This is a genomic window from Pelagibacterium lentulum (assembly GCF_003992625.1).
Taxonomy (GTDB): domain Bacteria; phylum Pseudomonadota; class Alphaproteobacteria; order Rhizobiales; family Devosiaceae; genus Pelagibacterium; species Pelagibacterium lentulum.
Genome location: NZ_RZMW01000041.1, coordinates 83,156 through 108,189 on the forward strand (window position 1 = coordinate 83,156; position 25,034 = coordinate 108,189).

Consider the following 25,034-nt stretch of genomic DNA (forward strand, 5'->3'; position numbering starts at 1 on the left):
CGCAGGGGAGCACCCGGACCGAATGGAGAAGGTCCGGGTGCATTGCGCCGGCAGGCATTTCGGGGCGGAAACCGCACAACCGGCCCCTTTGCTGCTTACATTGCCGGCAGCAAAACCGCGTCGATCACATGAATCACCCCGTTGGACTGGATAACGTCGGCGATGGTAACATTGGCGACACCGCCCATTTCATCGGTGATCATAACCATGTCACCATCGACAGTGACACCAAAGACGCAGCCGCCAACGGTTTCGATTTCAAATGTTCCGCCACCTTCGGCAGCCATGCCGGCGATGTCGCTTGAAAGGGCGTTGGCGCCGACCACATGGCATGTGAGAATTGTCTGAAGCGTTCCGAGATTTTCTGCCATCAGAAGGGTTTCAACAGTGCCTTCGGGAAGTGCGTCAAAAGCTGCATTGGTGGGTGCGAAAACGGTAAAGGGACCTTCGCCCTGAAGTGTTTCGACAAGGCCGGCGGCTTGTACGGCCGCGACAAGCGTCGTGTGATCGGCCGAGTTGACGGCGTTTTCGATAATGTTGCGATCCGCAAACATCGGTGCGCCACCAACTTCAGGATTGTCTTGTGCAAGAGCTGGCGCTGCTAGAATGGCAGCTGAGACCATTGCGGCAGAAGTAATTGCACGCAGGGAAAGAATAGGCATGACGGGTATCTCCATTTTTCAAATTCCATTTACTTGGCGTCAGACCCATACGGGCAGTGACAGTCCAAGTTACGGTGCCTTGAAATGGAAAGTTTCAGCCTGCGTGCATTTTAAATCGCTGCTACGGTGCCGATCGCGAGAATCGGTCCGGTCGGAGCATCAACGGGCGAGCCGCCTTCCGGCTCGAGACTCACAGCCAGCGCAATGCCCTCACCAAAATTGGCAGCAAGGGCCGCATCGACCGCGAGCGTGATGCCGGTTCCAACGGAAATCGTGCCCATGGAAACAGGATCGCTTTCGCCTTGGATGAACCAAAGCTCATAATCCTGCCCCGCAGCAGCAGGAGAACCGCCGACATTGAGGCGCAGCGAAGTTGTTTGCGGATCATATAGCGCAACGACCTCGATATCGCCTTCCAGCGTTTCAAGGGCCGTGACGAGCGAGGGCACTGGATCTGTTGGTTCGGGGGTGGGCGCAAGAACATTGAGCCCGATTGCAAACACCGCTGCAGCGACAGTGGCGCCTGCTATTGACCGCCAGAGCAAGAGCGAATCGTACCAGCGCGATTGCATGGCCTGCCCGAACAGGCGCCCTTCTATCCGGCCCAACAGATCGGCCGGCGGCAAAACTTCCGCATACTGAGCGTTAAAAGCCGCAAAATGCGCTTCCCAATAGCGCACTTTTTCAGCGAGTTCTGTATTGGTCGTCAACTCGCGCTCAATCGCAGCGCGCTCGGATGCTTCCATGAGCCCAAGCACATATTCGGCTGCGCGAATATCGTCGCCACCTTCTCCGCCGATTTCAAATGGCTCGCTCATTGGCCCAGACATTCTCGCAATTGCAGCAGGCTACGCCGCAGCCATGTCCGCATCGTATTGAGCGGAACGGCAAAACGCTGCGCAAGATCCTTGTAGTTTTCTCCATCGACATAGGCCAGTCGCACGGCCCTCGCCCTGTCCTGTTCGAGTTGATCGAGACAATGGGAAATGCGCGCGCCTTCACTTGAATTAATTGCGGCCTCTTCCGGCGTCTTGTCCTTGTCGGGCAATGTTTCCGCCTGATCGAGATCGTCGGTCAGGGGCTTACGCGCGCGGATCATGTCGATGCAATGGTTTCGGGCAATGGTGATCAGCCACGTCATAGGCTGCGACATACCCGACTGGAAGGAGCCTGCGCGCTGCCACACTTTTATGTAAATATCCTGCAAGGCATCCTCAGCTTCGCTTTTGTTGCCAAGGATACGCAAGCTGACGCCAAAAAGTTTCGCGCTGGTGAACCGATAAAGCTCACGAAAGCAATCCCGGTCACGCAAGGCAATCCGAGACAGCAAATACTCCAGATCGGGCATTTGTTTTGCCAATTGACGCTCCCGTTGCGCTGCGTCCTGGCCCCAATACGCTCAAAGGGACAATTTGGATCAGTATGGGCACTATGCAGCAAAACGCTTCTTGCGCTAGTAAAGGCAAAACCCGTTAAAAAACCGTGGGAATCAATGACCGATACGCACGAAAATGCCTATGACGCCGAAATTCTTGCCAAGGCCCTGCCTTTCATGCAGCGCTATGAGAACAAGACAGTCGTCATTAAATATGGCGGCCATGCCATGGGCGACCCCGCATTGGGCCGGGCATTTGCACGCGACGTGGCACTTCTCAAGCAATCAGGCGTCAACCCGATTGTAGTGCATGGCGGTGGCCCGCAAATCGGGGAAATGCTGAAAAAGCTTGGCATTGAGTCCAAGTTCGAGGGCGGGCTGCGCGTTACCGACAAGAAGACCGTCGAAATTGTCGAGATGGTCCTGGCTGGTTCTATCAACAAGGAAATCGTTGCGCTCATCAATGCCGAAGGCGAATGGGCAATCGGGCTTTGCGGCAAGGACGGCAACATGGTCTTTGCCGAAAAAGCCAACAAGAAATATGTCGATCCGACCTCCAATATCGAGAAAATTCTCGATCTGGGCTTTGTAGGTGAACCTGTTGAAGTCGACAGGACGCTGCTCGACCTTCTGGCACGCTCGGAAATGATCCCGGTTATCGCACCTGTAGCGCCGGGGCGAGATGGGGAGACCTATAACATCAATGCCGATACGTTTGCAGGCGCGATTGCCGGTGCGGTCTTTGCCAAACGGCTGCTGTTCTTGACCGACGTTCCAGGCGTACTCGACAAATCCGGCACCCTCATCCCGCAGCTTTCGGTGTCTGATGCCAAGCGCATGATTGCCGACGGCACGATTTCGGGGGGCATGATTCCGAAGGTTGAAACGTGCATCGAGGCGCTCGATCGCGGCGTCGAAGGCGTCGTGATCGTCAACGGCAAGACGCCGCATTCGGTTTTGCTGGAGCTTTTCACCGAGCATGGCGCAGGCACGCTGATTGTAAGATGACCGGATCACAACTGCGTTGCCGGTCATTTACCGTTCACCCATTTGGCGCATAATGGGCAAATGACAAAGCCATTTACGCCTGCTGACTCGCTGAACCACATTACCGATTGGGTGTTCGATCTGGACAACACGCTTTATCCGCGTGAGTGCAATCTGTTTGCGCAGATCGACATCAAGATCACCCAATATGTGATGGAGCTGACCCGGCTGGAATTCGAGGCGGCGCGGGATCTGCAAAAAGCCTATTACCGCGATTATGGCACGACATTGAACGGACTCATGCACAAGCATGACGTGGATCCGGACGACTATCTCAATTCCGTCCATGCGATCGATTATTCGATAGTCGATCCGCATCCGGAGCTTGTTGAGACGATTGCAGCCCTGCCCGGCCGCAAGTTCATTTTCACCAATGCCGATGCGGGCCATGCCCATGCCGTCCTCAAACGCCTGGGTGCGGGCGACATTTTCGAGGCTGTTTTCGACATCCGATCGGCCAAATACCAGCCAAAACCGCTTCAAGTTGCTTATGACACTTTTCTTGCCGGTCACGGAATAGACGCCAAAAGCGCAATCATGTTCGACGATCTGGAAAAGAACCTTCTCGTCCCCCATCAGACAGGCATGGCCACCGTGCAGGTTGTTGCCGGGCAAGATTTTGCGCATGAGCAGGTCGATGCCTGGGAGCTTGGGCGCGGCGACCAGTTGGAACATGTGCATCATGTGACAGACGATCTGGCAGCATTTCTTGCGGCATTGCGTGCATAAATATCTGTAAATTCTTAGCTATCTTTCCGTCATGCTTGTGTCGCTTTTTGTCGGCAACTAAGACATGGTAAGTGCATTGCCCATTGAGATAATATGCGCTGAATGACTCCAAGCTGCTCAGTTGCGCTTGCACCAGAAAAACACAAACGGGGACCAGCATGACAAGAACGGCAACGAAACTCGCCCTGACAAGCGCAGCCATTGCGCTATTTTCCGCCCAAAGCGCTTTGGCACTGGACGCCGATGAATTTGCCAACCGCTTTAGCGAACTTGGCCGCATTATGGGCATTGGCATTGAAATCGGCGCCAGCCATACTGACGGCGACACGGTTACGCTTTCCGACTTTACGCTTAGCATTCCGGGCGAGGCCCCCGTGGAAATTGAAGGCGACCTTGTCTTCAGCGGCGTCACCGAAACCGGTGACGGCGGCTATTTTGCGCAGACAGCGACTATCGAAGATATCGACTTCGCCGATGACGACGTTGCGATTTCGCTGCAAAATATCATGGCACAAGGCATTTCATTGCCTGCCGATATTTCGCCTGACAACGCAATGCTGCTCTCTTACACGATGATCGAACGTGCCAGCGCCGGACCATTGGTCATCTCGGTGCTCGAAGACGATGCGCAGGACGCATTCGTTATCGAATCCATCGAACTTTGGACCGACAGCGCTGCGGATATGAGCGCATTATCGTCGGGCTTTGTTCTCTCCGGCATGACCGCCAATCTCGGGTTGATTCCAGATGCAGAGGCGCGAGAGGTCTTTGAGGCGTTCGGCGTCGAAACCCTGACTTCCGAGTTGCGCATACTGGGCACATGGCTGCCGAGCGAGGGCGTCATGGAGTTGACCGAGATGTCCTACGACATTGCCGATCTGGGCCGCATTGATATTACCGGCGTTATCAGTGGCTATACGCTGGAGCTTTATCGGGACATGATGAAACTCAACATGAAAATGGCGGAGCTGGGTGAAGACGCCTCGATGGCCGATCTGGACGCATTCGACAATGCGATGATGGAAATCGTCATGAACCTGCGCCTCGATAATGCGAAGATACGTTACGACGATGCCTCGCTCTTTATGAAAGTCCTCGATTTTATCGGGAAGGAACAAGGTATCGATGGCGCCACTTTTGCCAGTGGGCTCAAGTTCATGGTGCCCATGGTATTGACCGAGGTGGATAACCCGCCCCTGGTATCGATGATCACAAGTGCTTTGAACGCATTCATCGATAACCCCCAGAGCCTTGAAATCGAAGCAGCACCCGTTGAGCCCATAAGCTTTGCCGATCTCGACACGATCGAAATCGAGAACGATCCGTTTATTCTCGTCGATATGCTCAATATCGAGATCAGGGCAAATCAGTAAGCGAGCATAGCTTCAAACGGCAAGAGGCCCGGATTTTCATCCGGGCCTTTTTCTTTCAGACAGCGATTTCGGGCAAATTATATGTCTTTCGGATATGGCCCCAGGCCTCATCGGCCGTATCGACCAGTGTGAACAAATCGAGGTCTTGGGGAGAAATCGTCCCTTCCTCGGCGAGTGCTTCAAGGTTTAGTACACGGCTCCAGAATGATTTCCCAAACAACAGCAGCGGGATGCGCGCCATGCGGCCGGTTTGAATGAGCGTAATCGTTTCAAAGAACTCATCGAGCGTGCCAAAGCCGCCAGGGAAGATGGCCACCGCTTTTGCGCGCACCAGAAAATGAATCTTGCGCGTCGCAAAATAGTGGAAATTGAACGAGAAATCAGGGGTCACATATTGGTTGGGCGCCTGCTCGTGGGGCAGCACGATGTTAAGCCCGATCGAGGGCGCCCCAACATCGGTTGCGCCACGATTGCCCGCCTCCATCACGCCCGGCCCGCCACCTGTTACAACAACATATTCGGAATAATCGGTCGCCTCGGAAGTCTTGGAGGCCAGTTGAGCAAAGCGCCGCGCTTCGGTGTAATATTTGGAATTGGCTTCGAGATTTTTCCTCTGCACCGCATTTTTAGCGGCCCAGGCGTCCTTGCCGGGTTCGGGGATGCGCGCGCCGCCAAACAAAACCACGGTTGAATTTACCCCCGCCTCGCGCAGGCGCATCTCGACCTTGAGATATTCGAGTTGGAACCGCATGCCGCGCAGGTCTTCGGAGGTCAGGAATTCCTCGTCGGCAAAGGCGAGACGGTAGGCGGAAGCCTTGGTCTGGGGCGTTTGCGGGGAATGTTTTACGACTTCGATGTCTTCCTGAGACGTCCTGAGCGATGAATGGCGTTTGCGGCCCATGCCGGTTGGCTCCTTTAGGTTCATTTCGTTTGATTATCTCAGGTGGATGTTAAGGATGAGTGGCTCCAGCACACGGTTTTTCGATACCCCCCACGCAAATGTGAAGGCAATGGCCGATCTCTTTGGATTCTGGCCAAACCTGACTGTTCTAGGGTTCCGCGCGGGAAAAGGTTCGGCTATGGTCCGCCACAAAGCTGCAACCCCTTACCAAATCAAGAACAAAGGCTGCCCGTCATATGTCCATGAGCGATCTTGCCGCCACCATCGATACCGCTTTTGAAGCCCGCGACACTGTAAACTATCAGACGCAAGGGACCGTGCGTGATGCGGTGAACGAAGCCCTGGAGATGCTCGACACCGGCAGGGCCCGCGTTGCAGAAAAAGGTGCGGACGGACAATGGGTTGTGAACCAGTGGCTCAAGAAAGCCGTGCTTTTGTCGTTCCGCCTCAACGACATGCAAGCGATTGCAGGCGGCCCCGGCGGCGCACATTGGTGGGATAAGGTGCCCTCGAAATTTTCCGGCTGGAGCGAGAAACAGTTCCGCGAAGCCGGTTTCCGCGCCGTGCCCGGTGCCATCGTTCGTCATTCGGCATTTGTGGGCAAGAACGCGGTTCTCATGCCCTCGTTCGTCAATCTGGGCGCCTATGTGGATGAGGGCGTGATGGTCGATACATGGGCCACCGTCGGCTCCTGCGCGCAGATCGGCAAGAATGTGCATCTTTCCGGCGGTGTAGGCATTGGTGGCGTGCTTGAGCCCCTCCAGGCCGATCCTGTAATCATCGAGGACAATTGCTTTATCGGTGCCCGCTCGGAAGTTGTCGAGGGCGTAAAGGTCGGCGAGGGTTCGGTCATTTCAATGGGCGTTTTCATCGGCAAATCGACCAAGATCGTCGACCGTAACACCGGTGAGGTCTTTATCGGCGAAGTGCCGCCCTATTCTGTTGTCGTTTCGGGCAGTCTGCCGGGCAAACCTCTTCCCGATGGCACGCCCGGCCCCAGCCTTTACTGCGCTGTCATTGTCAAGCGGGTGGATGAACAGACCCGCTCGAAAACTTCGATCAACGATCTTTTGCGCGACTGATCGGAAATATTGTGAGCAGCCCTGAAACCGCGCTTCTGGCCGATCTTATCCGGTGCCCCTCGGTCACGCCGGCCGAAGAAGGCGTGCTTGCCATACTCGAGGCTTTTCTGACCCCGCTCGGGTTTGAGTGTACGCGCCTGAAATTTGAAGGCGGCAGCTCTTATCCGGTCGATAATCTTTACGCGACGCGCAAGGGCAACAGGGAAGGATTTCATCTGCTGTTTGCCGGGCATACCGACGTCGTGCCGCCTGGCGATCTTGATGCCTGGACGCATGGACCGTTTTCTGCCGAGATCGTAGATGGCGTGATATGGGGGCGTGGCGCCACCGACATGAAAAGCGGCGTCGCCGCCTTTTGCGCGGCGCTTTTAAAGGCGCATGACAGCGGCGTACTCGATCATGGCTCGGTGTCGCTCGCCATTACCAATGACGAGGAAGCGGACGCGGTCAACGGCACCAGAAAGCTGATGGAGTGGGCGCAGGCACAGGGTGAGAAGTTCGATTTCGCCATTGTAGGCGAACCATCTTCGTTCGAGATTTTCGGCGATTCTATAAAGATCGGGCGGCGCGGATCGGTTTCCGGCCGCGTGACGGTTGAAGGCAAGCAGGGCCATTCGGCCTATCCGGAGCGCGCGCGCAATCCAATGCCTGCGCTGGCGTCCATTGCCACCACGCTTGATGCGCCGTTCGATCGGGGCACCGAACATTTCCAGCCGACCAATCTGGAAGTAACTTCGCTCGATACCGGCAACCCGGCTTCCAATGTGATCCCGGCCAAGGGAACCTTGCGGTTCAATGTCCGGTTCAACGATACCTGGGCCGGTGAAACGCTGCTTGCTGAAATCGAGCGCCGGATCGCCAACGCCGATTTGCGCGGCTGCACGGCGAGAATGGAAGTGCTCGGCCCGATTTCCAAGTGTTTTATCTGTCCGCCCGACGGGTCGGTTGCAACACTCCGCAAAGTCATGGAAGCCTATACCGGTATCGCTCCGAACCTTGCGACAGGAGGCGGCACGTCGGATGCGCGCTTCATTGCCGATTATTGCCCGGTCGTAGAATGTGGGCTGGTCGGCGCGACAATGCATCAGGTCGATGAGCGTGTGCCCGTTGCCGATGTCGAAAAACTGACCGGCCTCTATGCAAAAATCATCGAGGCATTCATGACAGGGGACGGCAGATGAACTTGATCGATGGCATAAAGCATGCGGCGAACGGCTGGTCCGGCATCATGGTCAAAACAAATGACTGGCCGAAGCATTTCGATTTGACGCCGGAAGGCATAAACCGGGCCATCTGGGTCTATTTCTCCGCCGCCCTGCTGGCCATCATCGTTGTTTCTGTGCGTTTTGGACTGCCGGCTCCCGCCATCATGATGGTCGAGGTGATCGGGCACAGCCTGCCGGTTGTCGCCACGGTGATCGTTACGATTATCGTGCGCGCGATCTCGGCCGCGCCCGCGCCATTTGCGGCGTTCTTCGTGCCTGCGCTCTATCTTCTGGCGTTGGTCAAGATCGTTGAAGCGATAACGATTTTTATCGGATTCCCGCTGCTTGGAGCACTTTTGGGACTAACCGCATTTCTGTTTTATAAACTGGCGCGCGGTAATGGACTTAATATGGCGCATTCAGTCGGCTATGCCATAATCGGTTTCCTGCTCCTTGCCGGATTGCCGCTGGCACTCTACATGCTTGTCAACAGCTTCACCGTTCCCGCCTAAAAAGGATAATTGCCGCCCGTGTCTTCCAATGTGTCCGATCTCATCGACGAGCTCCGTTCGGCCTTGCGCGGCACATGGGCCTTGCTGACCGGTAAGCGTAATGCAGGCACTTACTTCGATTTTTCCCGCTATGGATTGATCGGCAGTTTTATCGGGCTTCTGGTTGCTAATGGCATCATTATCGGATTTTCGGCCCGGTCGGCCTCCAATCCCGATACGCTTTCCGGCCTTGAAATGCTGGCATCTCAGACCATTCTCTATGTCTGCCAAATCCTTGCGACCTGGATCGTGCTGCGCCAGTTGCAAAAGGGCGATATGTTCGAGGCATTCGTGACCGCAGATAACTGGTCGACCGCGATCATCTCGCTTGTCTTTATCACGCCCGTCTTTGCGATTGTTGTCCTGGCAAATTTGGGGTTGTTTCAGGGACAGGGCGCCGTCATTTCCGACTTTGCGACGATAATGACCTTCCTGACAGCAATCACGGCCTTCATCGTAAAAATCAATATTGCGCGGCTTATCGTCGAGTTGCCCGCGCTTCAGATCGTCATGCTGATTATCGCTCAAGCGGTTGGCGGCTTTGTCGGCCTGATGCTTTTGGGTGCAATGTTCGGCGTTTCGGTTCAGTAATCCACCTTGACGAGATAAAGCCCCGATGCAGGCGCCATCGCGCCGCAGCGGGTGCGGTCTTTTGCATCGAGTGCAGCGCGCAACTCGGCTTCCGGCCATTTGCCTTGCCCAACGAGCTTGAGCGAACCGGTCAGCGAGCGCACCTGATGATGCAGGAATGATTGAGCCGAAACCTCCAGCACAACCATATCGCCATCCCGGCGAACATCGAGCCTGTCGAGCGTACGAACGGGCGATTTTGCTTGGCATTGGGCAGCGCGAAAGGTCGTGAAATCATGGCGGCCCAAGATCGTTTGCGCAGCCCTGTCCATGGCCTGGGCATCGAGCGGTTGGTTCACGAACCACACGCGATTTGCGTCGAGCGCGGGCCGGGCACGGCGGTTGAGAATACGATATTGATAGTGGCGGGCAATCGCTGAAAAGCGCGCCTCGAAATCCTCCCCCGCCTTTTCACATGCCAGAACGGCAATCGGCAGCGGTTTGAGATGGAAGTTCAATGCCTGCTGAACGGTAAAGGGCTCCCAGTCCTTTTGCAGATCGCAATGCGCGACCTGCCCGAGCGCGTGAACACCGGCATCGGTTCGTCCGGCGGTCTGGGTGCGGATTGCCTCGCCTGAAAATTTTTCGATCGCCTCTTCCAGTGCCTGCTGGACTGAAAGTCCAACAGCCTGACGTTGCCAACCCACAAACGGGGTTCCGTCGTATTCTATCGTGAGCTTATAGCGTGGCATGGGGTCAGGACACTTGCGTGCCAGCAAGATCGCCTGAGCCGCGCAAGAAGGCCTCGGCGTCCATTGCGCCCTTGCCTTCGCGCTGCACGGTCTTGAAAGACACGGCACCCTCGCCACAAGCGATTGTGAGGCCATTGAGCACGGTACCCGGCTCTCCGCTGCCCTGCGCCAGCGACGAACGGATCACCTTTACCCGCACCGGCTTGCCGGAAATCTCAAGCGAGAACCACGCGCCGGGAAATGGCGACAGGCCGCGGATGTGATTATGCACGTCCTGGGCCGTGCGCGAAAAATCGATCCGCGCCTCGGCCTTCTCGATCTTTTTGGCGTAGGTTACGCCATCTTCCCGCTGGGGCGTAAAAACAAGACCATCGCGCTCAAGCGCCGCAAGGGCGCGGCCCATAAGATCGGCGCCGCGACGCATCATTTCATCATGGAGTTCGCCCGCTGTCATATCGGGTCCGATTGGAATTTCCTCCAGCAGCGAAACCGGGCCGGTATCGAGCCCTTTTTCCATCAGCATCACCGAAACGGCGGTGCGGCTGTCGCCCGCCATGATCGCGCGCTGGATCGGCGCGGCACCACGCCAGCGCGGAAGCAGTGAACCATGCAGGTTCAGGCAGCCCTTGGCAGGCGCCTCGAGAATGGCAGGCGGTAGCAACAAGCCATAGGCGACGACCACCGCGACATCAGCGTCAAGGCTCGCAAAGATTTCGCGATCCTCGGCATTGCGGAAGTTGAGTGGGGTGAAGACCGGAATGCCGAACTCTTCCGCCGCGGCGTGGACCGGGCTCTTGCGTTCAGCCTGCCCGCGCCCCGCAGGGCGCGGCGGCTGGCTATAGCAGGCCACAACATCGTGGCCGCGCATGACGATTTCGGTCAGCGTGGGCACGGCAAAATCGGGGGTGCCCATGAAGACCACCTTCATCACACTATCTCCCTAGTGAGCAAGTCCGGAAAAGTGGGAACCGGCTTTCCGAAAAGACTTGCGACAAAACAAAAGGCCGGGTCATGCCAGCTCTTCAATGAAGCGCTAACACGATCTAGCCAGCAACCTTGGCCCGTTTCTGGAACTTCTTGACCACCCGGTCACGCTTGAGCCGGGAGAGATAGTCGATATAGAGCACACCATCGAGATGATCGATTTCGTGCTGCATGCACACCGCCAGACGCCCCGTGGCCTCGCGCACAACTTCCTCGCCTTCGGGCGTGAAATATTTGACGGTGACTTCGGCTGGCCGCTCGACCTCATAGGCGAATTCGGGAATAGACAGGCAGCCCTCTTCGCTGATCGCGGTCTCTTCGCTCATGGCGACAATCTCGGGATTGACCATGGCGATCTTACCGGAATCCGGATTTTCCTCGTCAGCGAGATCGATCACCACAACCCGCTTCATATAGCCGATTTGCGGGCCGGCAAGCCCGATCCCCGGCGCGGCATACATGGTCTCGAACATGTCCTCGACAGTGCTTTTCAGCGCATCGTCAAATTCATGGACAGGTTCGGCCACCTTGCGCAGCAAAGGGTCAGGCAGGATCAGGATTTCGCGTTTGGTCATCTATGGTCTCAAGCTCAGGGGCAATTGGGCCTCTGGTTAATGCACTTGTTGCAGGCTGGTCAAGCAAAGCGATATGGGAAGCCGCGAATCAGATAACAAGAACATTATGGAAACGGTTCTGTTTGAAATCGCTGGTCACACCATAACGGTTATTGAATCGCTCGCCATTGGGCTGGGGTTGGCGCTGTTTTTGCTGCTGGTGCTTCTGGTTGTTTTGCTGCGCTCGGCGCGGCAGCGGCAGTATGAGGCAGCCAGTGACGCGGTGCGTGCTGCGGAAATGGAGCGCCATCTCGCGGACATGATGCGGGTGCAATCGGAGATGACGGGCCGGATGCAGACCATGAGCGAGATTTTCGGCACCCGCACATCCGATCTTGCCAGGGTTTTGACCGAACGCATCGACGCTTCGAGCCACCGGGTCAATCAATCCATGACCGAAAGCCGAAGCAAGACGGAAGAAACTCTGTCCAAGCTCCATGAACGGCTTGCCGTTATCGACAAGGCACAATCGAACATCACCCAATTGTCCGGCGAGATCGTTTCGCTGCAATCGATCCTTTCCAACAAGCAGCAGCGCGGGGCGTTTGGGCAGGGTCGAATGGAAGCGATCATCGCCGACGGGCTGGCTTCAAACGCCTATAATTTTCAGGTCACGCTTTCCAATGGCAGCCGCCCGGATGCCTTGATCCATATGCCCAACGATGCGCCCTCTCTCGTCATCGATGCAAAATTTCCACTCGAAAGCTGGCAGCGGATAAATGAGGCGGAAAACCCTGAAGCCCTCAAGGCCGCCATGACTGGTTTCCGCAACGATTGCTGGGTTCATATCAAGGCAATTTCAGAGAAATACCTGATAGCAGGCGAGACGCAGGACACTGCCTTCATGTTCGTGCCCTCGGAATCGATTTTTGCGGATCTGCATGAGCGGTTCGAGGATATCGTGCAACGTGCCGCGCGCGCGCGGGTTGTGATTGTATCGCCGTCCCTGCTCATGCTTTCAATTCAGGTCATTCAGGCGCTGCTGCGCGATGTGCGGATGCGCGAGCAGGCCCATGTCATTCAGAAAGAAGTCATGGCACTGCTTGAAGACGTTGGTCGCCTCGACGAGCGTGTCAACAAACTCAAGTCCCACTTCACCCAGACGCAGAACGATGTCGACCAAATCCTGATCTCAACCGGAAAGGTCACAAAGCGCAGCGAACGCATAGAAGCGCTGGACTTCGAGGAAAAGCCGCGCATAGCTGATTAAGCGCTTCTGCGTTCGCGCATGGGCTCAAAATCAATCGTATCGAGGTTCGTTGTCGTCCCTGATGTGATCGCCTCATAGACATCGATGGTTTGCGGACGGCCGAACCAGTAGCCTTGTGCCGATTGACATACAGCACCTCTCAGAAACTCCAGTTCTTCGGGCCGCTCTACCCCTTCCGCGAGCACGGGAAGATTGAGCCCCTTGCCCAGCCCCAGAACCGCTTGCACGATTGCTGCGGACTGGCCGTTGGAATCGACCGATTTGATGAAGGACTGATCGACTTTGAGCTTGTCGAAAGGGAAGGCGCGCAGGTTGGACAGGGATGAATAGCCCGTGCCGAAATCATCCATGGCAACCTTAACGCCCAGAGCCTTGATCTGCCGCAAGGCCGAGAGCGCCCGACTCATGTTCTTTACGAGCGCCGTTTCAGTCACTTCGATTTCGAGCCGATTGGGTGCCAAGCCGGTTTCAAACAAAATCTCGCAAACGAGCGCAGGAAATTGCGGCGCATGAAGCTGCACGGGCGAAACGTTTATTGCGATCGATAGCGGGTTTTGCCATTTCGCGGCCTGCTGGCAGGCATGACGCAGAACCCATTCCCCGATCTGGAGGATCAATCCGCTATCTTCGGCCACGGGAATGAATTCGGCTGGCGAAATTCTGCCACGCTCGGGATGATCCCAACGCACAAGCGCCTCAAAACCTGTAACTTCTCCACTCTTTATGTCGACCTGCGGCTGATAGACGAGGCTTAACTCATTGCGCACAACCGCATGTCGGGCATCGTGCTCGAGCAAACGGCGATCACGCAATTGCGCGCCCATTTCCATCTCGAAGAACTTGTAAATGCCGCGCCCTTCATCTTTTGCACTGTAAAGCGCCGTATCGGCGCAGTTCATCAGGTGCTCGGCCTCCTCGGCATCCTTCGGGTAAATAGCAATGCCGATAGACGCGGAAATGAGCGTGCCGTCATGGGTTTTCTGATTTTCCTTACGGAAGGCGTCTAGAATAGCCTGAGCCACATGGCCCGCTTCTGCCGGTGTCGTGATGTCGGGCACGATCAAAGCAAATTCATCCCCGCCGAGCCTTGCCGCAATCTGGTCGCCACCAAGCGTGCGTTCCAGGGCGGAGGCCACCTTGCGCAGTAAAGCGTCGCCCGCCGCATGGCCAAAGAGGTCGTTGACGTCCTTGAATCGATCAAGATCAAGGCACAGAACCGCAAAGCGCTTGTCCATTTCGGCAGCGCTCATGATTTCGCTTTCCAGCCGGGCGGAAAAACTCGCGCGATTAGGCAGCCCGGTCAGCGCGTCGTGATGGGCGAGGAAGCGGATATGCCGTTCGGCTTCTTTGCGGTTGCGCAGGTCGCGTACCGCAATGGCGTGATGCGGTTTGCCGCCAAAATCGATCTCGTGGATTACAAGCTCGACCGGGACAAGCTCCCCATTATGAGCGTGGAGTTCGGTTTCCACGAGATCCTGACCTCCATGCAGAAGGGCTTGGCAGGCCGAGCTCGGAATAAACTCCAGGATCGACCGTCCGGGCAGGCGTTTCTTGTCACCACCGACGAGATTTTCGAAACTGGTATTGACCGCAACGATCGCCTGATCGTCGCAAACGATGAGACCCTCAACCGCAGCATCAGCAAGCCCGCGCATGCGATCCGCTTCGAGTCGGCTGCGTTTGCGCTCACGGGCGTCAAGAAAGACCGCGCCGAGCGCGAACAGCAGAATGAAAATCGAAGCGAGAGTCGCTGCGAGCGAAAGGTTTGCTGGCGACATGTCGGTTTCACCGACAATTGCATAGCAATTTTCAAACCCGGCAGCCCCCATGGCGGTAAAGTGCATGGAGCAGACGGCGAGCGTCAAAAGCCCGGCTCCGACCCAGCGCGATTTCTTGTTGGCTGGATCACTGCCCCAATAGAGCGCTGCCCCGCCCAGCGCCATACCTAAAAGGATGGAAGCAGCCACTGCTCCGGAATTCCATTCGATGGCTCCGCCGACAACCAGCGAGGCCATGCCAGTAAAGTGCATGACGGCAATGCCTATACCGACAACGGCGCCACCAAGCGCCAGATCGCCCCTATGCGTGCCTTGCGCGGCAAACCAAAGCCCGCCACCACAAACAAGAATGGCAATTAAAAGCGAAAGTCCTGTCAGGCCAATGTCATAACCGACATGAAAGCCAGCATCGAACGAGAGCATGGCAACGAAATGGGTTGCCCAGATGCCGAAGCCTACTGCAACAGATGCTATTGCCACCCAGACATGACGCGCGGCGCCTTTTGCCTGCCTTGCATGCACCAATATGGAGACACAGGCAAAGGCCGATAACATACAAATAGCCGCTGCTATGATGACAAGGCGAAGGTCGTGCTGGACGACCAGGTTATACAATACTTCAAACATCAAACTTCCCACGCATTATGCGCCACAAGACACTCGCATAGGAGGGAATACGTAAACAAAACACCGGGCGATCGATGGCCCGTCAGATCACGTTGTCTTAGCGTGAACAAAAAATTACGTTTTGGCGGCGTTTGTGATTCAGAATTTGGTACGGGCCTTGAGCGCCTGACTCAGTGTACCTTCATCAAGATAGTCCAGTTCACCGCCGACCGGTACGCCATGCGCAAGGCGCGTGATAGCAATTCCGGAATCGGCCAGCCTGTCGGTGATGTAATGCGCTGTTGTCTGACCTTCGACCGTCGCGTTCACCCCGATCACGATTTCCTTGTAATCGGATGCGCGCCCGACCAACTGATTGATGGAAAGATCATCTGGGCCGATGCCATCGAGCGGCGAGAGCACGCCTCCAAGCACATGATAGCGCACCGCGCCAATGCCCGCGCGTTCGAGCGCCCAGAGGTCGGCAACATCCTCGACAACGATCAACAGACCGCTTTCGCCGCGCCGGGGATCGGAGCAGATTGTGCAGGGCGAGACCGTATCGATGTTGCCACAGGTTTCGCACACCTTGACCGCAGCCACTGCGCGATCAAGCGCGGCGGCGAGCGGGATCATCAACTGCTCTTTTTTCTTGATAAGATGCAGAACCGCGCGACGCCCCGAGCGCGGCCCCAGACCGGGCAACCGCGACAAAAGCTGAATAAGCTGTTCGATTTCCGGGCCGCCGGATGCCTGGGACATTTTGTGGATCTATCCTAGAACGGCAGTTTCATGCCCGGAGGGATCGGCAAGCCTGCTGTCAATTCGGACATTTTCTCGGCCATATATTCTTCGCCCTTGCGCTTGGCATCGGCATGGGCGGCAACGATAAGATCTTCAACGATCTCCGCATCGTCGGGCTTGAAAAGGCTGGGATCGATCTTGATCCCGCGCAGTTCTCCCTTTGCGGTCATCGTGACCGAAACCAGGCCGGCCCCAGCACTGCCTTCAACGATTTTAGAGGCGGCTTCTTCCTGCAATTCCTGCGCACGTTGCTGCAATTGCTGGGCCTTGGCCATCATGCCCATAAGGTCTTTCATTCGTCGTCCTCCATATCCGGGGAATCGCTTTCAAAGCCATCAACGATACCCTCGGCATCGTCATGTTGGCTGCGTGTCTTGATGTTGACGAGGCGCGCGCCGGGAAAGGTCTCCATGACCGCCTGCACCATAGGGTCTTCAAGCGCCGCATTGCGTTCCGATTGCTCGGCGGCCTGCCGCGCTTCGCGCAGTGTCGGTGCATCGACCGGCTTTGTGGAAACAGTGACCATCCATGGTCGACCGGTCCAGTCCTTGAGCTTTGCCGAAAGAGCCGAAACGATCGATGGGTTGGCCGTCGGCGTCAGCGCCACTTCGATCCGGCCCGTTTCAAACGTCACAGGTTTAAGATCGGACTCAAGAGCGTGCTTCAAAAGGATGTCGCGTTTTTCACCCGCCAGGGCCACCAGTTGGTCGTAAGACCTGGGATCGGGCAAAGCCACTGCCTGCGCCCGCGGCTGGCTGACCGGTTGCGCCTGCGGCTGGCTTTGCGGCACCGGCGCGAATGCCCGCGCCTGCGCGCCCCCGCCATTGGGCATCGGCATACCGGGCGCTGAACCTGTTGTCGGCGCATCGGGCTGGCTCGTGAGCTTTTCGATCAATTCGTCGGGGCTGGGCATATCGGCCGCGTAGGCCAGCCGGATCAACACCATTTCGGCCGCTTGAAGCCCATTGCCCGATTGCGCGATTTCACCGAGCCCACGCGAGAGAATCTGCCAGGTGCGCGTCAGAACCCGCAAGGAGAGTTTCTGCGCCAGTTCGGCGCCGCGACTGCGTTCGTCAGGGGTAAGCACCGGATCGGCGGCGGCAGACGGCACAATCTTGATGCGTGTTGCAAGGTGGGTAAATTCGGCCAGATCGGCAATGATGGTCGTTGGATCGGCGCCGGAATCATAGAGCGCCCGCGCATCGTCGAGTGCGCCCCCAATATCGCCGCCCATCAGCTTTTCAAAAAGATCTATGACGCGGGCGCGGTCGGCAAGCCCAAGCATGTCCCGCACGGCCTGAGTCGTGATTTTTCCGTCGCCATGGGCAATGGCCTGATCGGTCAGCGAGAGGCAGTCGCGTGCAGAACCCTCGCCAGCGCGCACGATCATAGAAAGGGCTTCGGGTTCGACCGAAACGCCTTCCTTTTCCAAAAGGCCACCGAGATAACCGGTCATTACTTCGGGCGTGATGCGCCGCAGATCGAAGCGCTGACACCGCGAAAGGATCGTCACGGGCACTTTGCGGATTTCAGTGGTCGCAAAGATGAATTTTACATATGGGGGCGGCTCTTCAAGCGTCTTGAGCAGTCCGTTGAAAGCCGAAGTCGACAGCATATGCACTTCGTCGATGATAAACACCTTGTAAGGTGCGCTCATCGGCGGCGTACGCGTCATGGCGTTGATTTCGCGGATCGAGTCTATGCCGGTGTTGGACGCAGCGTCCATTTCCATCACATCGACATGAGTGCCTGCAACTATCTCTGCGCAATGGGCGCCCTCTTTTGACAGGTCCAGCGTGGGACGTGCGCCGCTCTCGTCGACATAATTAAAAGCGCGCGCAAGGATACGGGCGGTTGTGGTCTTGCCTACGCCACGGACACCAGTGAGTATGAAGGCGTGATGGATGCGGCCTGACTTGAACGCATTGCCCAAGGTCTGGACCATGGCGTCCTGACCGACAAGACTTTCAAAGCTCGATGGCCGATATTTTCGGGCCAGAACTTTATACGGCGTTGTCTGGATATCGGCGCTCGCGGTCGGCATGTAGGCCCATTTATGCTTGGAAAATCCCGCGCCTTCGCATCAGACGCAAATGAGCAGGAGGCTGACAACGACCCGTGCCGTACTCGTTAGGGCTGCTTCCTTCCGGACCTGACCCGGTTGGCGAGCGGTTCGTCCGCCACCAACCTCCCGATCCCTATGTGTTACATCACGAACCGGTTTGCAAGGGCAAACCGGTCCCGATCAACAGGGCAAAGTGCATTGTTACTTTGCATCCGGTGCGTTTTCAGCCACCGGATAAATGCCCAGAATCTTGAAATGATCGGAAAAGAATCCCAACTCCTCGAGCGCGAACTGGACATTGCGGTCTTCAGGGTGACCTTCGATATCGGCGTAAAATTGCGTTGCAGTAAATGAGCCGCCGACCATATAGCTTTCGAGTTTGGTCATGTTGACGCCGTTCGTGGCAAACCCGCCCATGGCCTTGTATAGCGCTGCTGGCACGTTGCGCACCCGGAACACGAAAGTGGTTTTGATCCGCGTACCGTTTGGCTTGGGTGTTTGCGGCTCGCGCGCCATAATGAGAAAGCGTGTCGTATTGTGCTCTGCGTCCTCTATGTTTTCCGCTATAACATCGAGGCCATAAATTTCTGCCGCAAAGCGCGAAGCGATGGCGCCAACCGATTTGTCGGCCTTGAGAGCGACTTCCTTGGCCGAACCTGCTGTGTCGACCGCATTTATGGTGCGCAGACCGTGCTTCTTTATGAAGGTGCGGCATTGGCCGAGTGCCACTGAAAGCGACTGTACCGCCTTGACGTCGGACAGCGTCGCACCGGGAACCGCCAGTAGGTTCATGCGTACGGGCAAGTAATATTCACCGATGATATAAAGCCCGCTTTCGGGCAGGATATGGTGAATATCGGTAATCCGGCCATAGAGCGAATTTTCCACCGGCACAACCGCATAATCGGCAGCGCCCGATTGTACCGCGCCGATGGTTTCCTCGAACGTGACGCATGGCATCGGCGCATCGTCAGGAAAAACGGCAACCGTCGTCGCATGGCTGAATGCCCCCAATTCCCCTTGAAACGCGATATTTCTCATTGTCCTCTAAGCCCTTTTATCAAGATCCGCCCAGACCGGATGCGGCGCCACTAATGGCCCCGGCGACCAATCAAGTCAATTGCACCATGGCTTTAACCATGCCATAGGCAGGTCTTGCGGGAATTGTCGCACCCGGCCAATGCCAGTTGCGCCGGTCAAAGCTTCTATTATAAGGTCCGCGCGAGCTTTTGGAGGCGAATCCATCTAGTTTGGCGCGAGCGCCTATCTTTCGGGCGATTTGGATTTGTCTTGAACGGCACAGAACACACATTCAGCACTGCCGGCGCCGGCGGGGGTAACGGTACGGAGAGACCGAAATTATGAATTCGTTTGAACTCAACAAGATTTTCGGCGCCATCCTTGGTGCGCTGGTATTCGTCATGGGTGTCGGGTTTATTGCAGAAGCCATATATCGGCCCATCGAGAATCGCGGCGCAACCTATGAATTGCCGGAGCCGGAAATTGCCGAAGGACAAACCGGCCCTGTCGTGCAGGAAATCGAACCAATCGCCGTACGCATGCAGACCGCATCGGCTGAAGCGGGCGAACGCCTGATGAACCGCTGCCAGTCTTGTCACGATTATTCGGAAGCCAATGCCAACCGCACAGGCCCCGGCATCTATAACATCATGGGCGAAGTGATCGCGCATCACGACGATTTCAACTATTCGGACGCTCTGATTGCACTGCGCGAACAAGGCGAGGTCTGGGATTACCAGCACATGGATGACTTCCTTGCTTCGCCCCGTAATTTCGCGCCAGGCACGCGCATGACCTTTGCCGGGCTTTCCAATCCGCAAGATCGTGCAAACATGATCGCATTTTTGCGCACCCTTTCGCCCAATCCGATCGACCTGCCTGAAGTATCGGCAGAGGACGTTGTTGAAGATGAAGCAGACGCCAATAATGCTTCGGCGGCAGAAGCAGACGACGCAACATCGGTCCCGGCGGAAGACGCGGCTGCGACCGACGCCGAGGCAACTGACGTGGATGTGGAAGCCGAGGCCGAAGTTGCTCCGGTTGAGGACGAAAACGCGGAAGCTGCTCAATAGTCAGAAGGCGTTGCATTTGAGAATCGCAAAGGGCCGTGCAATTGTTGCATGGCCTTTTTGTTATGGGTAGGAAAAGATATGGCCTTATTGTTGCACTTGTCGGACGTGAACGAACATGCGTGGGCGGAAGGGCTGCAATCGGCCCTCGGTGGTTATCCGGTCCTGCGACGCGATGAGTCCTTCGATCCGGGCAATATCCATTACATTTTTGCGTGGAAGCCTGCCCAAGACGCGTTCGACGGTCTGGACAATCTCAAGGCTATTTTTTCGCTCGGTGCCGGGGTCGATGCCCTGCTCGCCCACCCGCGCCTGCCCGACGTACCGATCGTTCGGTTTGTCGATGACGAATTGACCCAGTGCATGAGCGATTACGTCGTCGCCAATGTGACAATGCATCAACGGCTTTTCACTCGCTACAAGGCGCATCAAAGGGCCAAGGTCTGGAGCCAGCTATATCCGCCCGCTGCTTTTGAGATCAATGTGGGGATCATGGGACTGGGCGTTCTCGGTCTTGATGCTGCGCAAAAGCTAAGCCTGCTAGGCTTTAACGTAAAGGGTTGGAGCCGCAGCCCCAAAAGCGTTGAGAACGTGGAAACCTTTGCAGGGCCGGATGGCCTGGATCCGTTCCTTGCGAGCACAGATATTCTTGTCAATCTTCTGCCGCTCACGCCTGAGACCGAGGGCATTCTCAACTACGAAACCTTCCGCAAACTGCGCCGCAGGCTCATTGGCGGACCGGTGATCATCAATGCGGCCCGTGGCAAGCACCAGCGGGAAGCCGATATCGTCCGCGCGCTCGGCGATGGCACGCTTTCTGCCGCCAGCCTTGATGTTTTCGAGGTCGAGCCATTGCCCAAGGACAGCCCGCTCTGGACGATCGAAACCTGTTTCATCACCCCCCATATTGCCGCGATTTCAAACGAGCGCTCGGGAGTGAAGTATTTTGCGCAGATGCTGCTCGACCACGAAGCCGGCAAGCCACTGCGCAATGTCGTTGATCGCGACCGGGGCTACTGACCGTATCGCTCCTTGAGCATGCCATAAAGCGCGCGGATGCCCTGGTCCGTGCCGCCGAATGGATGACCGGGGCGAGCTTCCGGCGCCCAGCCGAAGATGTCGAGATGTACCCAGTCTGTTTGCTGTCTGGTGAACCGATTGAGAAACAGTGCCGCCGTAATCGATCCGGCAAAGGGGCCATTCGAGATATGATTGATGTCAGCGATCTTTGACTCGAGCATCTTGTCATAACCCGGCCACAGCGGCATGTGCCAAAGCGGATCGCCCAGTGCCAGACCGGATTTCATGATGCGCGCAGCCAGTTCATCGTCGCGCGCGTAAAGCGGCGGCAGTTCAGGGCCGAGCGCCACGCGGGCCGCGCCGGTCAGCGTGGCCATGTCGATTACAAGGTCGGGATCTTCTTCATCGGCAAGCGTCAGAGCGTCAGCCAGGATGAGGCGCCCTTCTGCATCGGTGTTGCCGATTTCGACCGTAAGCCCCTTGCGCGATGGCAGAACGTCGCCGGGCCGGAAGGCCGAGCCGGAAATGGCATTTTCCACGATCGGCAGCAGAACGCGTAAACGCACCTTCAGCTTGGCATCGATAATGGCATGAGCGAGTCCCAGCACGTTGGCTGCGCCACCCATATCCTTTTTCATCAGTGCCATGGAATTGCCGGGCTTGATATTGAGCCCGCCGGTATCGAACGTCACGCCCTTGCCTACAAGCGTCAGTTTGGGATGGTTTGCGTTGCCCCATGTCAAATCCATCAGCCGCGGGGGTTGGCTGGACGCGCGCCCAACCGTGTGGATGAGCGGGAAATTTTCTTCGATCAGATCATCGCCCATAACCATGGCGACATTCATTTTCCGCGCACGGGCAAAATAGCGGACCGAGGCCTCGAACAGCTCGGGGCCGAGATCATTGGCCGGCGTATTGATGAGGTCGCGGGCAATCGAGGCTGCCTCGGCGAGCCGCTTGACTTCAGCGCTATCGGCCTTTTCAGGCATTTTCAGTTCCGGCGCGGCCTTTCCCTTTTTGTAGCGGTCGAAGCGGTAGGCTCCCAGAAGGAAACCGAGCGCCGCCAGATCGGGGTCGCCAAAATTGCCCTTGAGTTCATAAGAGCCCTCTTGCAGTGCTGCCGAGGCCGCGCCGAGCGCAAGCGGCGCTGCCTTGCCGGGCGCCCCCATACCGAACAAATAAGCGCCAATATCACCTTCGCTATCTGGCAGGGCCAGCAACCTGCCACTCTGGCCGGCAAAGCCATTGGCCTTGGCCCATTGCAATTGTTCCTGCGAGAGACCGGCGCCTTCAAGCTCACCCTCGCTGACACAGATAATGGGTTGGGAATCGCTCATTGCTCGTCTCCTGGTCAGGCATTCGCTTTGGCTCCATTGTGTATCGGTTCCCCCCAAGCGAGGCAATCGCCAAGCCCTGCTTTAACCGGCTGTTAGGGTTAATGATTTATGCATTTGCAGAACGGCGCCGCGCGTCGATCGGGTTTGGAGTTGAGGATGGCCGCAGGATTTGGCGCATTCTGGCGCGTATCACGGATTGCTGTATTGGCCGGGGTTGCTGCGCTGGCGCTTTCAGCGTGTGCGTCGAACCGTACGACTGGCCCTGTCAGCGCCGATTACTCCAATCTCTCGGGTCCGCAAATTCAGGCGACCGTTGCCGATCTTACCCAGCGCTATCGTTCCGATCCGCGTAATCGCGAGCTTGGCATACACTATTCAGCGGCACTGCGTGCCGCCGGGCAGAACAGCCAGGCAGTCCTCGTGATGGAAAACCTCATGGCCCAGCATGGCCGCGATCCAGATGTCGGGTTGGCCTATGCAAAAGCGCTGTCATCGGAAGGGCGTTTCGAGCAGGCGCTGACGGTTGTTGAAAATGCTATAAACCGCGTCGCGCCCGACTGGGAACCCCTATCGGTAAAAGGTGCCATTCTCGATCAGATGGGCCAGCATCAACCGGCCCGGCAGGCCTATACACAGGCCTTACTACTGGCTCCTGAGCGCCCAGGCCTGCACGCCAATCTCGGTCTGTCCTATGCCATGACCGGCGAATTGGATTCGGCGGAACGGCATCTGCGACAGGCAGTGAGCCTTCCAGGCGCGTCAAGCCGCGTGCGGCAGAATCTCGCCCTCGTGCTTGGCTTGAAGGGGCAGTTCGAGCAGGCGCGCGCCATTTACGCCCAAGAGCTTCCCCCTGAAGAGGTGGAAGCCAATATGGCCTATATTCGTGCCATGCTGACCCAGCAGAACCGCTGGGACACGATCCGCGGCGATACACAGGGCTAGAGCAACCAGGCGGTCGCGATTGCAAAGTAGATCAGTACGCCAACCGCGTCTGCTATCGAGGTCACGAGAGGCCCGCTGGCTGTCGCCGGATCCATGCGAAAGCGCGTTAGAATGAACGGCAGCGTCATGCCGATGAGCGAGCCGACCAGCACGATTATAATCATTGACACCGAGACCACGACAGCGATTTCCGGCCCGCCGCGCCAAACGCCTATGCCATAAATAGCAAGCGCCATTGTCAGACCCAGCAGTCCGGCAACCAGCGTTTCGCGTCCCAGCATTTTACCCCAGTCCGCAGTCCGAACATCACCAGTCGCGATAGCGCGCACCATCAGCGTGGCCGCCTGCGCACCGGCGTTACCACCCGAGGCAATCAGCAGCGGCAGGAAGAACAAGAGCGCCAGATGCGATGCGATCGTGTCTTCAAAATATGCGATGCCGGCGCCCGAAAAGATATTCCCGAACACCAGCAGCACCAACCAGGCAACGCGGGCACGATACAGAATGAATATCCCGGCATCGCGGACGCTTTCACCAAGGCCGCGCACGGTGCCGGACTTGTGAAAGTCTTCGGTCGCCTCCTGGGTGATAACGTCGATTGCGTCGTCGTGGGTTACGATGCCAACAATGCGTCCGTCGGCATCGACGACCGGCAGGGCCAACCTGTCATAGCGCGCGATCTTTTGAGCGACCGATTCCTGATCTTCATCGACGCTGACTGCAAGCGTATTGCGCTCCATAACCTTTTCGATCCTGGTGGCCGGAGCAACCAGGATCAGGTCCTGGAGCCGCACCGAACCGATCAGCTTGCGTTCTGGATCGATAACATAAGCACGGTAGATGGTTTCCTTGTCAGGCGCTTCAAGGCGCAGTTTGTCGAGTGCCTGCCGCGCGGTGATGTCCGGGGTCAGCACCGCGTAGTCCGAGGTCATAATGGCCCCGGCGGTGCCTTCCTTGTAACCGGCAAGGCGGCGGATATCTTCACGCTCGGCTTGTGCCAACGCTGGAAGCAAAGCCTCCTGCTCTTCCTCGGAAAGCGCGTTGAAAAGATCGGCGCGATCGTCCGAATCCATTTCGGTAACGATCGCGGCAAGGCGCGCACGCGGCGCCGATTTGGCAAGTTCGACCTGCACTTCGCGGTCGAGATAGCCAAGCACTTCCGCCTGCCGCTGCAATTCCAGCAGGTCAAGCACGCGCCAATCGATGTCCGCGTCATGTTCGGTAAGGAATTGCGCGATATCTGCCGCGTGTTGAGTGGCAAGGAATTCGCGATTGGTCGCGTTTCCTACGCCATTTTCCATGGCGAGGTCTTGAGCGAGTGTGTCGAAGGTCATTGG

The 25,034-nt window shown here is 57.0% G+C and carries 25 protein-coding genes and 1 other RNA gene; 11 read left to right on the forward strand and 15 right to left on the reverse strand.

The window, feature by feature from the left end:
* Window positions 1-95 precede the first annotated feature (95 nt).
* The 3 genes from EO133_RS14060 to EO133_RS14070 all read right to left on the reverse strand — a co-directional run bounded on the left by EO133_RS14060 (window position 96) and on the right by EO133_RS14070 (window position 2,010).
* Window positions 96-662, reverse strand: coding sequence for a fasciclin domain-containing protein (locus EO133_RS14060; RefSeq protein ID WP_127073281.1), 567 nt, complete (start codon window positions 660-662; stop codon window positions 96-98).
* 110 nt (window positions 663-772) lie between these two features.
* Window positions 773-1,480 carry an anti-sigma factor gene (locus EO133_RS14065; protein ID WP_164735025.1) on the reverse strand — a complete coding sequence of 236 codons (708 nt, stop codon included), beginning with the start codon at window positions 1,478-1,480 and terminating at the stop codon, window positions 773-775.
* The gene (locus EO133_RS14070) at window positions 1,477-2,010 is read right to left on the reverse strand and encodes a sigma-70 family RNA polymerase sigma factor (protein WP_127073642.1); all 534 of its coding nucleotides are present in this window, start codon (window positions 2,008-2,010) and stop codon (window positions 1,477-1,479) included. Before EO133_RS14070 ends, EO133_RS14065 begins: the two co-directional genes overlap by 4 nt.
* 144 nt (window positions 2,011-2,154) lie before the next feature.
* Between EO133_RS14070 and argB the strand changes: the two genes are divergently transcribed.
* The 3 genes from argB to EO133_RS14085 all read left to right on the forward strand — a co-directional run bounded on the left by argB (window position 2,155) and on the right by EO133_RS14085 (window position 5,186).
* Entirely contained in the window at window positions 2,155-3,045 is an 891-nt protein-coding gene (gene argB / locus EO133_RS14075) for an acetylglutamate kinase (RefSeq protein WP_127073283.1), read from the forward strand.
* A gap of 60 nt (window positions 3,046-3,105) precedes the next feature.
* Window positions 3,106-3,813 (forward strand): pyrimidine 5'-nucleotidase, encoded by a 708-nt coding sequence (locus EO133_RS14080; RefSeq protein WP_127073284.1) that lies wholly within the window; start codon window positions 3,106-3,108, stop codon window positions 3,811-3,813.
* A gap of 158 nt (window positions 3,814-3,971) precedes the next feature.
* The gene (locus EO133_RS14085) at window positions 3,972-5,186 is read left to right on the forward strand and encodes a hypothetical protein (protein ID WP_127073285.1); all 1,215 of its coding nucleotides are present in this window, start codon (window positions 3,972-3,974) and stop codon (window positions 5,184-5,186) included.
* A 55-nt stretch (window positions 5,187-5,241) separates the two neighbouring features.
* On the opposite strand, the gene EO133_RS14090 is transcribed toward EO133_RS14085, so the two are convergent.
* Window positions 5,242-6,087, reverse strand: coding sequence for an LOG family protein (locus EO133_RS14090; protein WP_127073286.1), 846 nt, complete (start codon window positions 6,085-6,087; stop codon window positions 5,242-5,244).
* 236 nt (window positions 6,088-6,323) lie between these two features.
* On the opposite strand from EO133_RS14090, the gene dapD reads away from it, so the two are divergent.
* Genes dapD through EO133_RS14110 form a run of 4 tightly spaced genes read left to right on the forward strand, consistent with a single transcriptional unit; the run spans window position 6,324 to window position 9,516 of the window.
* On the forward strand, window positions 6,324-7,169 hold the full coding sequence (dapD, locus tag EO133_RS14095) for a 2,3,4,5-tetrahydropyridine-2,6-dicarboxylate N-succinyltransferase (protein WP_127073287.1): 846 nt from the start codon (window positions 6,324-6,326) through the stop codon (window positions 7,167-7,169).
* Between the two features lie 8 nt (window positions 7,170-7,177).
* Window positions 7,178-8,350 carry a succinyl-diaminopimelate desuccinylase gene (gene dapE, locus EO133_RS14100; RefSeq protein WP_164735047.1) on the forward strand — a complete coding sequence of 391 codons (1,173 nt, stop codon included), beginning with the start codon at window positions 7,178-7,180 and terminating at the stop codon, window positions 8,348-8,350.
* Window positions 8,347-8,886, forward strand: a complete 540-nt coding sequence (locus EO133_RS14105; protein WP_127073289.1) for a hypothetical protein — start codon at window positions 8,347-8,349, stop codon at window positions 8,884-8,886. The genes dapE and EO133_RS14105 overlap by 4 nt, the downstream gene beginning before the upstream one ends.
* 18 nt (window positions 8,887-8,904) lie before the next feature.
* On the forward strand, window positions 8,905-9,516 hold the full coding sequence (locus tag EO133_RS14110; protein WP_127073290.1) for a hypothetical protein: 612 nt from the start codon (window positions 8,905-8,907) through the stop codon (window positions 9,514-9,516).
* Here the strand turns inward: EO133_RS14110 and truA are convergent.
* The 3 genes from truA to def form a co-directional block, all read right to left on the reverse strand.
* Window positions 9,510-10,247, reverse strand: a complete 738-nt coding sequence (gene truA / locus EO133_RS14115) for a tRNA pseudouridine(38-40) synthase TruA (RefSeq protein ID WP_127073291.1) — start codon at window positions 10,245-10,247, stop codon at window positions 9,510-9,512. The two genes, EO133_RS14110 and truA, sit on opposite strands and share 7 nt — an antisense overlap.
* A gap of 4 nt (window positions 10,248-10,251) precedes the next feature.
* A complete protein-coding gene (gene fmt / locus EO133_RS14120; protein ID WP_127073292.1) occupies window positions 10,252-11,175 on the reverse strand; it encodes a methionyl-tRNA formyltransferase in 924 nt (307 codons plus the stop codon).
* A gap of 115 nt (window positions 11,176-11,290) precedes the next feature.
* Window positions 11,291-11,806 (reverse strand): peptide deformylase, encoded by a 516-nt coding sequence (def, locus tag EO133_RS14125; RefSeq protein WP_127073293.1) that lies wholly within the window; start codon window positions 11,804-11,806, stop codon window positions 11,291-11,293.
* 73 nt (window positions 11,807-11,879) lie between these two features.
* On the opposite strand from def, the gene EO133_RS14130 reads away from it, so the two are divergent.
* Entirely contained in the window at window positions 11,880-13,055 is a 1,176-nt protein-coding gene (locus EO133_RS14130) for a DNA recombination protein RmuC (RefSeq protein WP_244640603.1), read from the forward strand.
* On the opposite strand, the gene EO133_RS14135 is transcribed toward EO133_RS14130, so the two are convergent.
* From EO133_RS14135 to EO133_RS14160, 6 genes are all read right to left on the reverse strand, one after another.
* Window positions 13,052-15,460, reverse strand: coding sequence for a sensor domain-containing diguanylate cyclase (locus tag EO133_RS14135; protein ID WP_127073294.1), 2,409 nt, complete (start codon window positions 15,458-15,460; stop codon window positions 13,052-13,054). The genes EO133_RS14130 and EO133_RS14135 overlap by 4 nt on opposite strands.
* A 138-nt stretch (window positions 15,461-15,598) precedes the next feature.
* Complete coding sequence (gene recR, locus EO133_RS14140; RefSeq protein WP_127073295.1) at window positions 15,599-16,201, reverse strand: recombination mediator RecR; 603 nt, start codon at window positions 16,199-16,201, stop codon at window positions 15,599-15,601.
* Between the two features lie 14 nt (window positions 16,202-16,215).
* A complete protein-coding gene (locus EO133_RS14145) occupies window positions 16,216-16,539 on the reverse strand; it encodes a YbaB/EbfC family nucleoid-associated protein (RefSeq protein WP_127073296.1) in 324 nt (107 codons plus the stop codon).
* Window positions 16,536-18,287 (reverse strand): DNA polymerase III subunit gamma/tau, encoded by a 1,752-nt coding sequence (locus EO133_RS14150; protein WP_127073297.1) that lies wholly within the window; start codon window positions 18,285-18,287, stop codon window positions 16,536-16,538. The genes EO133_RS14145 and EO133_RS14150 overlap by 4 nt, the downstream gene beginning before the upstream one ends.
* A gap of 53 nt (window positions 18,288-18,340) precedes the next feature.
* An RNA gene (gene ffs, locus EO133_RS14155) (signal recognition particle sRNA small type) lies at window positions 18,341-18,435 on the reverse strand.
* Between the two features lie 74 nt (window positions 18,436-18,509).
* The gene (locus EO133_RS14160; RefSeq protein WP_127073298.1) at window positions 18,510-19,349 is read right to left on the reverse strand and encodes a prephenate dehydratase; all 840 of its coding nucleotides are present in this window, start codon (window positions 19,347-19,349) and stop codon (window positions 18,510-18,512) included.
* A 320-nt stretch (window positions 19,350-19,669) separates the two neighbouring features.
* On the opposite strand from EO133_RS14160, the gene EO133_RS14165 reads away from it, so the two are divergent.
* A complete protein-coding gene (locus EO133_RS14165; RefSeq protein ID WP_127073299.1) occupies window positions 19,670-20,401 on the forward strand; it encodes a c-type cytochrome in 732 nt (243 codons plus the stop codon).
* Window positions 20,402-20,479: 78 nt separating this feature from the next.
* Window positions 20,480-21,418, forward strand: coding sequence for a 2-hydroxyacid dehydrogenase (locus tag EO133_RS14170; protein WP_164735026.1), 939 nt, complete (start codon window positions 20,480-20,482; stop codon window positions 21,416-21,418).
* Here EO133_RS14170 and EO133_RS14175 read toward each other — a convergent pair.
* Entirely contained in the window at window positions 21,412-22,755 is a 1,344-nt protein-coding gene (locus EO133_RS14175) for a leucyl aminopeptidase family protein (RefSeq protein ID WP_127073301.1), read from the reverse strand. The genes EO133_RS14170 and EO133_RS14175 overlap by 7 nt on opposite strands.
* Window positions 22,756-22,911: 156 nt before the next feature.
* Here EO133_RS14175 and EO133_RS14180 point away from each other — a divergent pair, with 156 nt between their 5' ends.
* Window positions 22,912-23,697 carry a tetratricopeptide repeat protein gene (locus tag EO133_RS14180; protein WP_164735027.1) on the forward strand — a complete coding sequence of 262 codons (786 nt, stop codon included), beginning with the start codon at window positions 22,912-22,914 and terminating at the stop codon, window positions 23,695-23,697.
* Here EO133_RS14180 and mgtE read toward each other — a convergent pair.
* Entirely contained in the window at window positions 23,694-25,031 is a 1,338-nt protein-coding gene (gene mgtE, locus EO133_RS14185) for a magnesium transporter (protein WP_127073303.1), read from the reverse strand. The genes EO133_RS14180 and mgtE overlap by 4 nt on opposite strands.
* Window positions 25,032-25,034: the final 3 nt, after the last annotated feature.

Excerpts from the sequence above, each read along its gene's own strand:
- EO133_RS14060 (WP_127073281.1), bottom strand. The coding sequence starts at position 662 with ATGCCTATTCTTTCCCTGCGTGCAATTACTTCTGCCGCAATGGTCTCA.
- EO133_RS14065 (WP_164735025.1), bottom strand. The coding sequence starts at position 1,480 with ATGAGCGAGCCATTTGAAATCGGCGGAGAAGGTGGCGACGATATTCGC.
- EO133_RS14070 (WP_127073642.1), bottom strand. The coding sequence starts at position 2,010 with ATGCCCGATCTGGAGTATTTGCTGTCTCGGATTGCCTTGCGTGACCGG.
- argB (WP_127073283.1), top strand. The coding sequence starts at position 2,155 with ATGACCGATACGCACGAAAATGCCTATGACGCCGAAATTCTTGCCAAG.
- EO133_RS14080 (WP_127073284.1), top strand. The coding sequence starts at position 3,106 with ATGACAAAGCCATTTACGCCTGCTGACTCGCTGAACCACATTACCGAT.
- EO133_RS14085 (WP_127073285.1), top strand. The coding sequence starts at position 3,972 with ATGACAAGAACGGCAACGAAACTCGCCCTGACAAGCGCAGCCATTGCG.
- EO133_RS14090 (WP_127073286.1), bottom strand. The coding sequence starts at position 6,087 with ATGGGCCGCAAACGCCATTCATCGCTCAGGACGTCTCAGGAAGACATC.
- dapD (WP_127073287.1), top strand. The coding sequence starts at position 6,324 with ATGTCCATGAGCGATCTTGCCGCCACCATCGATACCGCTTTTGAAGCC.
- EO133_RS14105 (WP_127073289.1), top strand. The coding sequence starts at position 8,347 with ATGAACTTGATCGATGGCATAAAGCATGCGGCGAACGGCTGGTCCGGC.
- truA (WP_127073291.1), bottom strand. The coding sequence starts at position 10,247 with ATGCCACGCTATAAGCTCACGATAGAATACGACGGAACCCCGTTTGTG.
- fmt (WP_127073292.1), bottom strand. The coding sequence starts at position 11,175 with ATGAAGGTGGTCTTCATGGGCACCCCCGATTTTGCCGTGCCCACGCTG.
- def (WP_127073293.1), bottom strand. The coding sequence starts at position 11,806 with ATGACCAAACGCGAAATCCTGATCCTGCCTGACCCTTTGCTGCGCAAG.
- EO133_RS14130 (WP_244640603.1), top strand. The coding sequence starts at position 11,880 with ATGGGAAGCCGCGAATCAGATAACAAGAACATTATGGAAACGGTTCTG.
- EO133_RS14135 (WP_127073294.1), bottom strand. The coding sequence starts at position 15,460 with ATGTTTGAAGTATTGTATAACCTGGTCGTCCAGCACGACCTTCGCCTT.
- recR (WP_127073295.1), bottom strand. The coding sequence starts at position 16,201 with ATGTCCCAGGCATCCGGCGGCCCGGAAATCGAACAGCTTATTCAGCTT.
- EO133_RS14145 (WP_127073296.1), bottom strand. The coding sequence starts at position 16,539 with ATGAAAGACCTTATGGGCATGATGGCCAAGGCCCAGCAATTGCAGCAA.
- EO133_RS14150 (WP_127073297.1), bottom strand. The coding sequence starts at position 18,287 with ATGCCGACCGCGAGCGCCGATATCCAGACAACGCCGTATAAAGTTCTG.
- EO133_RS14160 (WP_127073298.1), bottom strand. The coding sequence starts at position 19,349 with ATGAGAAATATCGCGTTTCAAGGGGAATTGGGGGCATTCAGCCATGCG.
- EO133_RS14165 (WP_127073299.1), top strand. The coding sequence starts at position 19,670 with ATGAATTCGTTTGAACTCAACAAGATTTTCGGCGCCATCCTTGGTGCG.
- EO133_RS14170 (WP_164735026.1), top strand. The coding sequence starts at position 20,480 with ATGGCCTTATTGTTGCACTTGTCGGACGTGAACGAACATGCGTGGGCG.
- EO133_RS14175 (WP_127073301.1), bottom strand. The coding sequence starts at position 22,755 with ATGAGCGATTCCCAACCCATTATCTGTGTCAGCGAGGGTGAGCTTGAA.
- EO133_RS14180 (WP_164735027.1), top strand. The coding sequence starts at position 22,912 with ATGGCCGCAGGATTTGGCGCATTCTGGCGCGTATCACGGATTGCTGTA.
- mgtE (WP_127073303.1), bottom strand. The coding sequence starts at position 25,031 with ATGACCTTCGACACACTCGCTCAAGACCTCGCCATGGAAAATGGCGTA.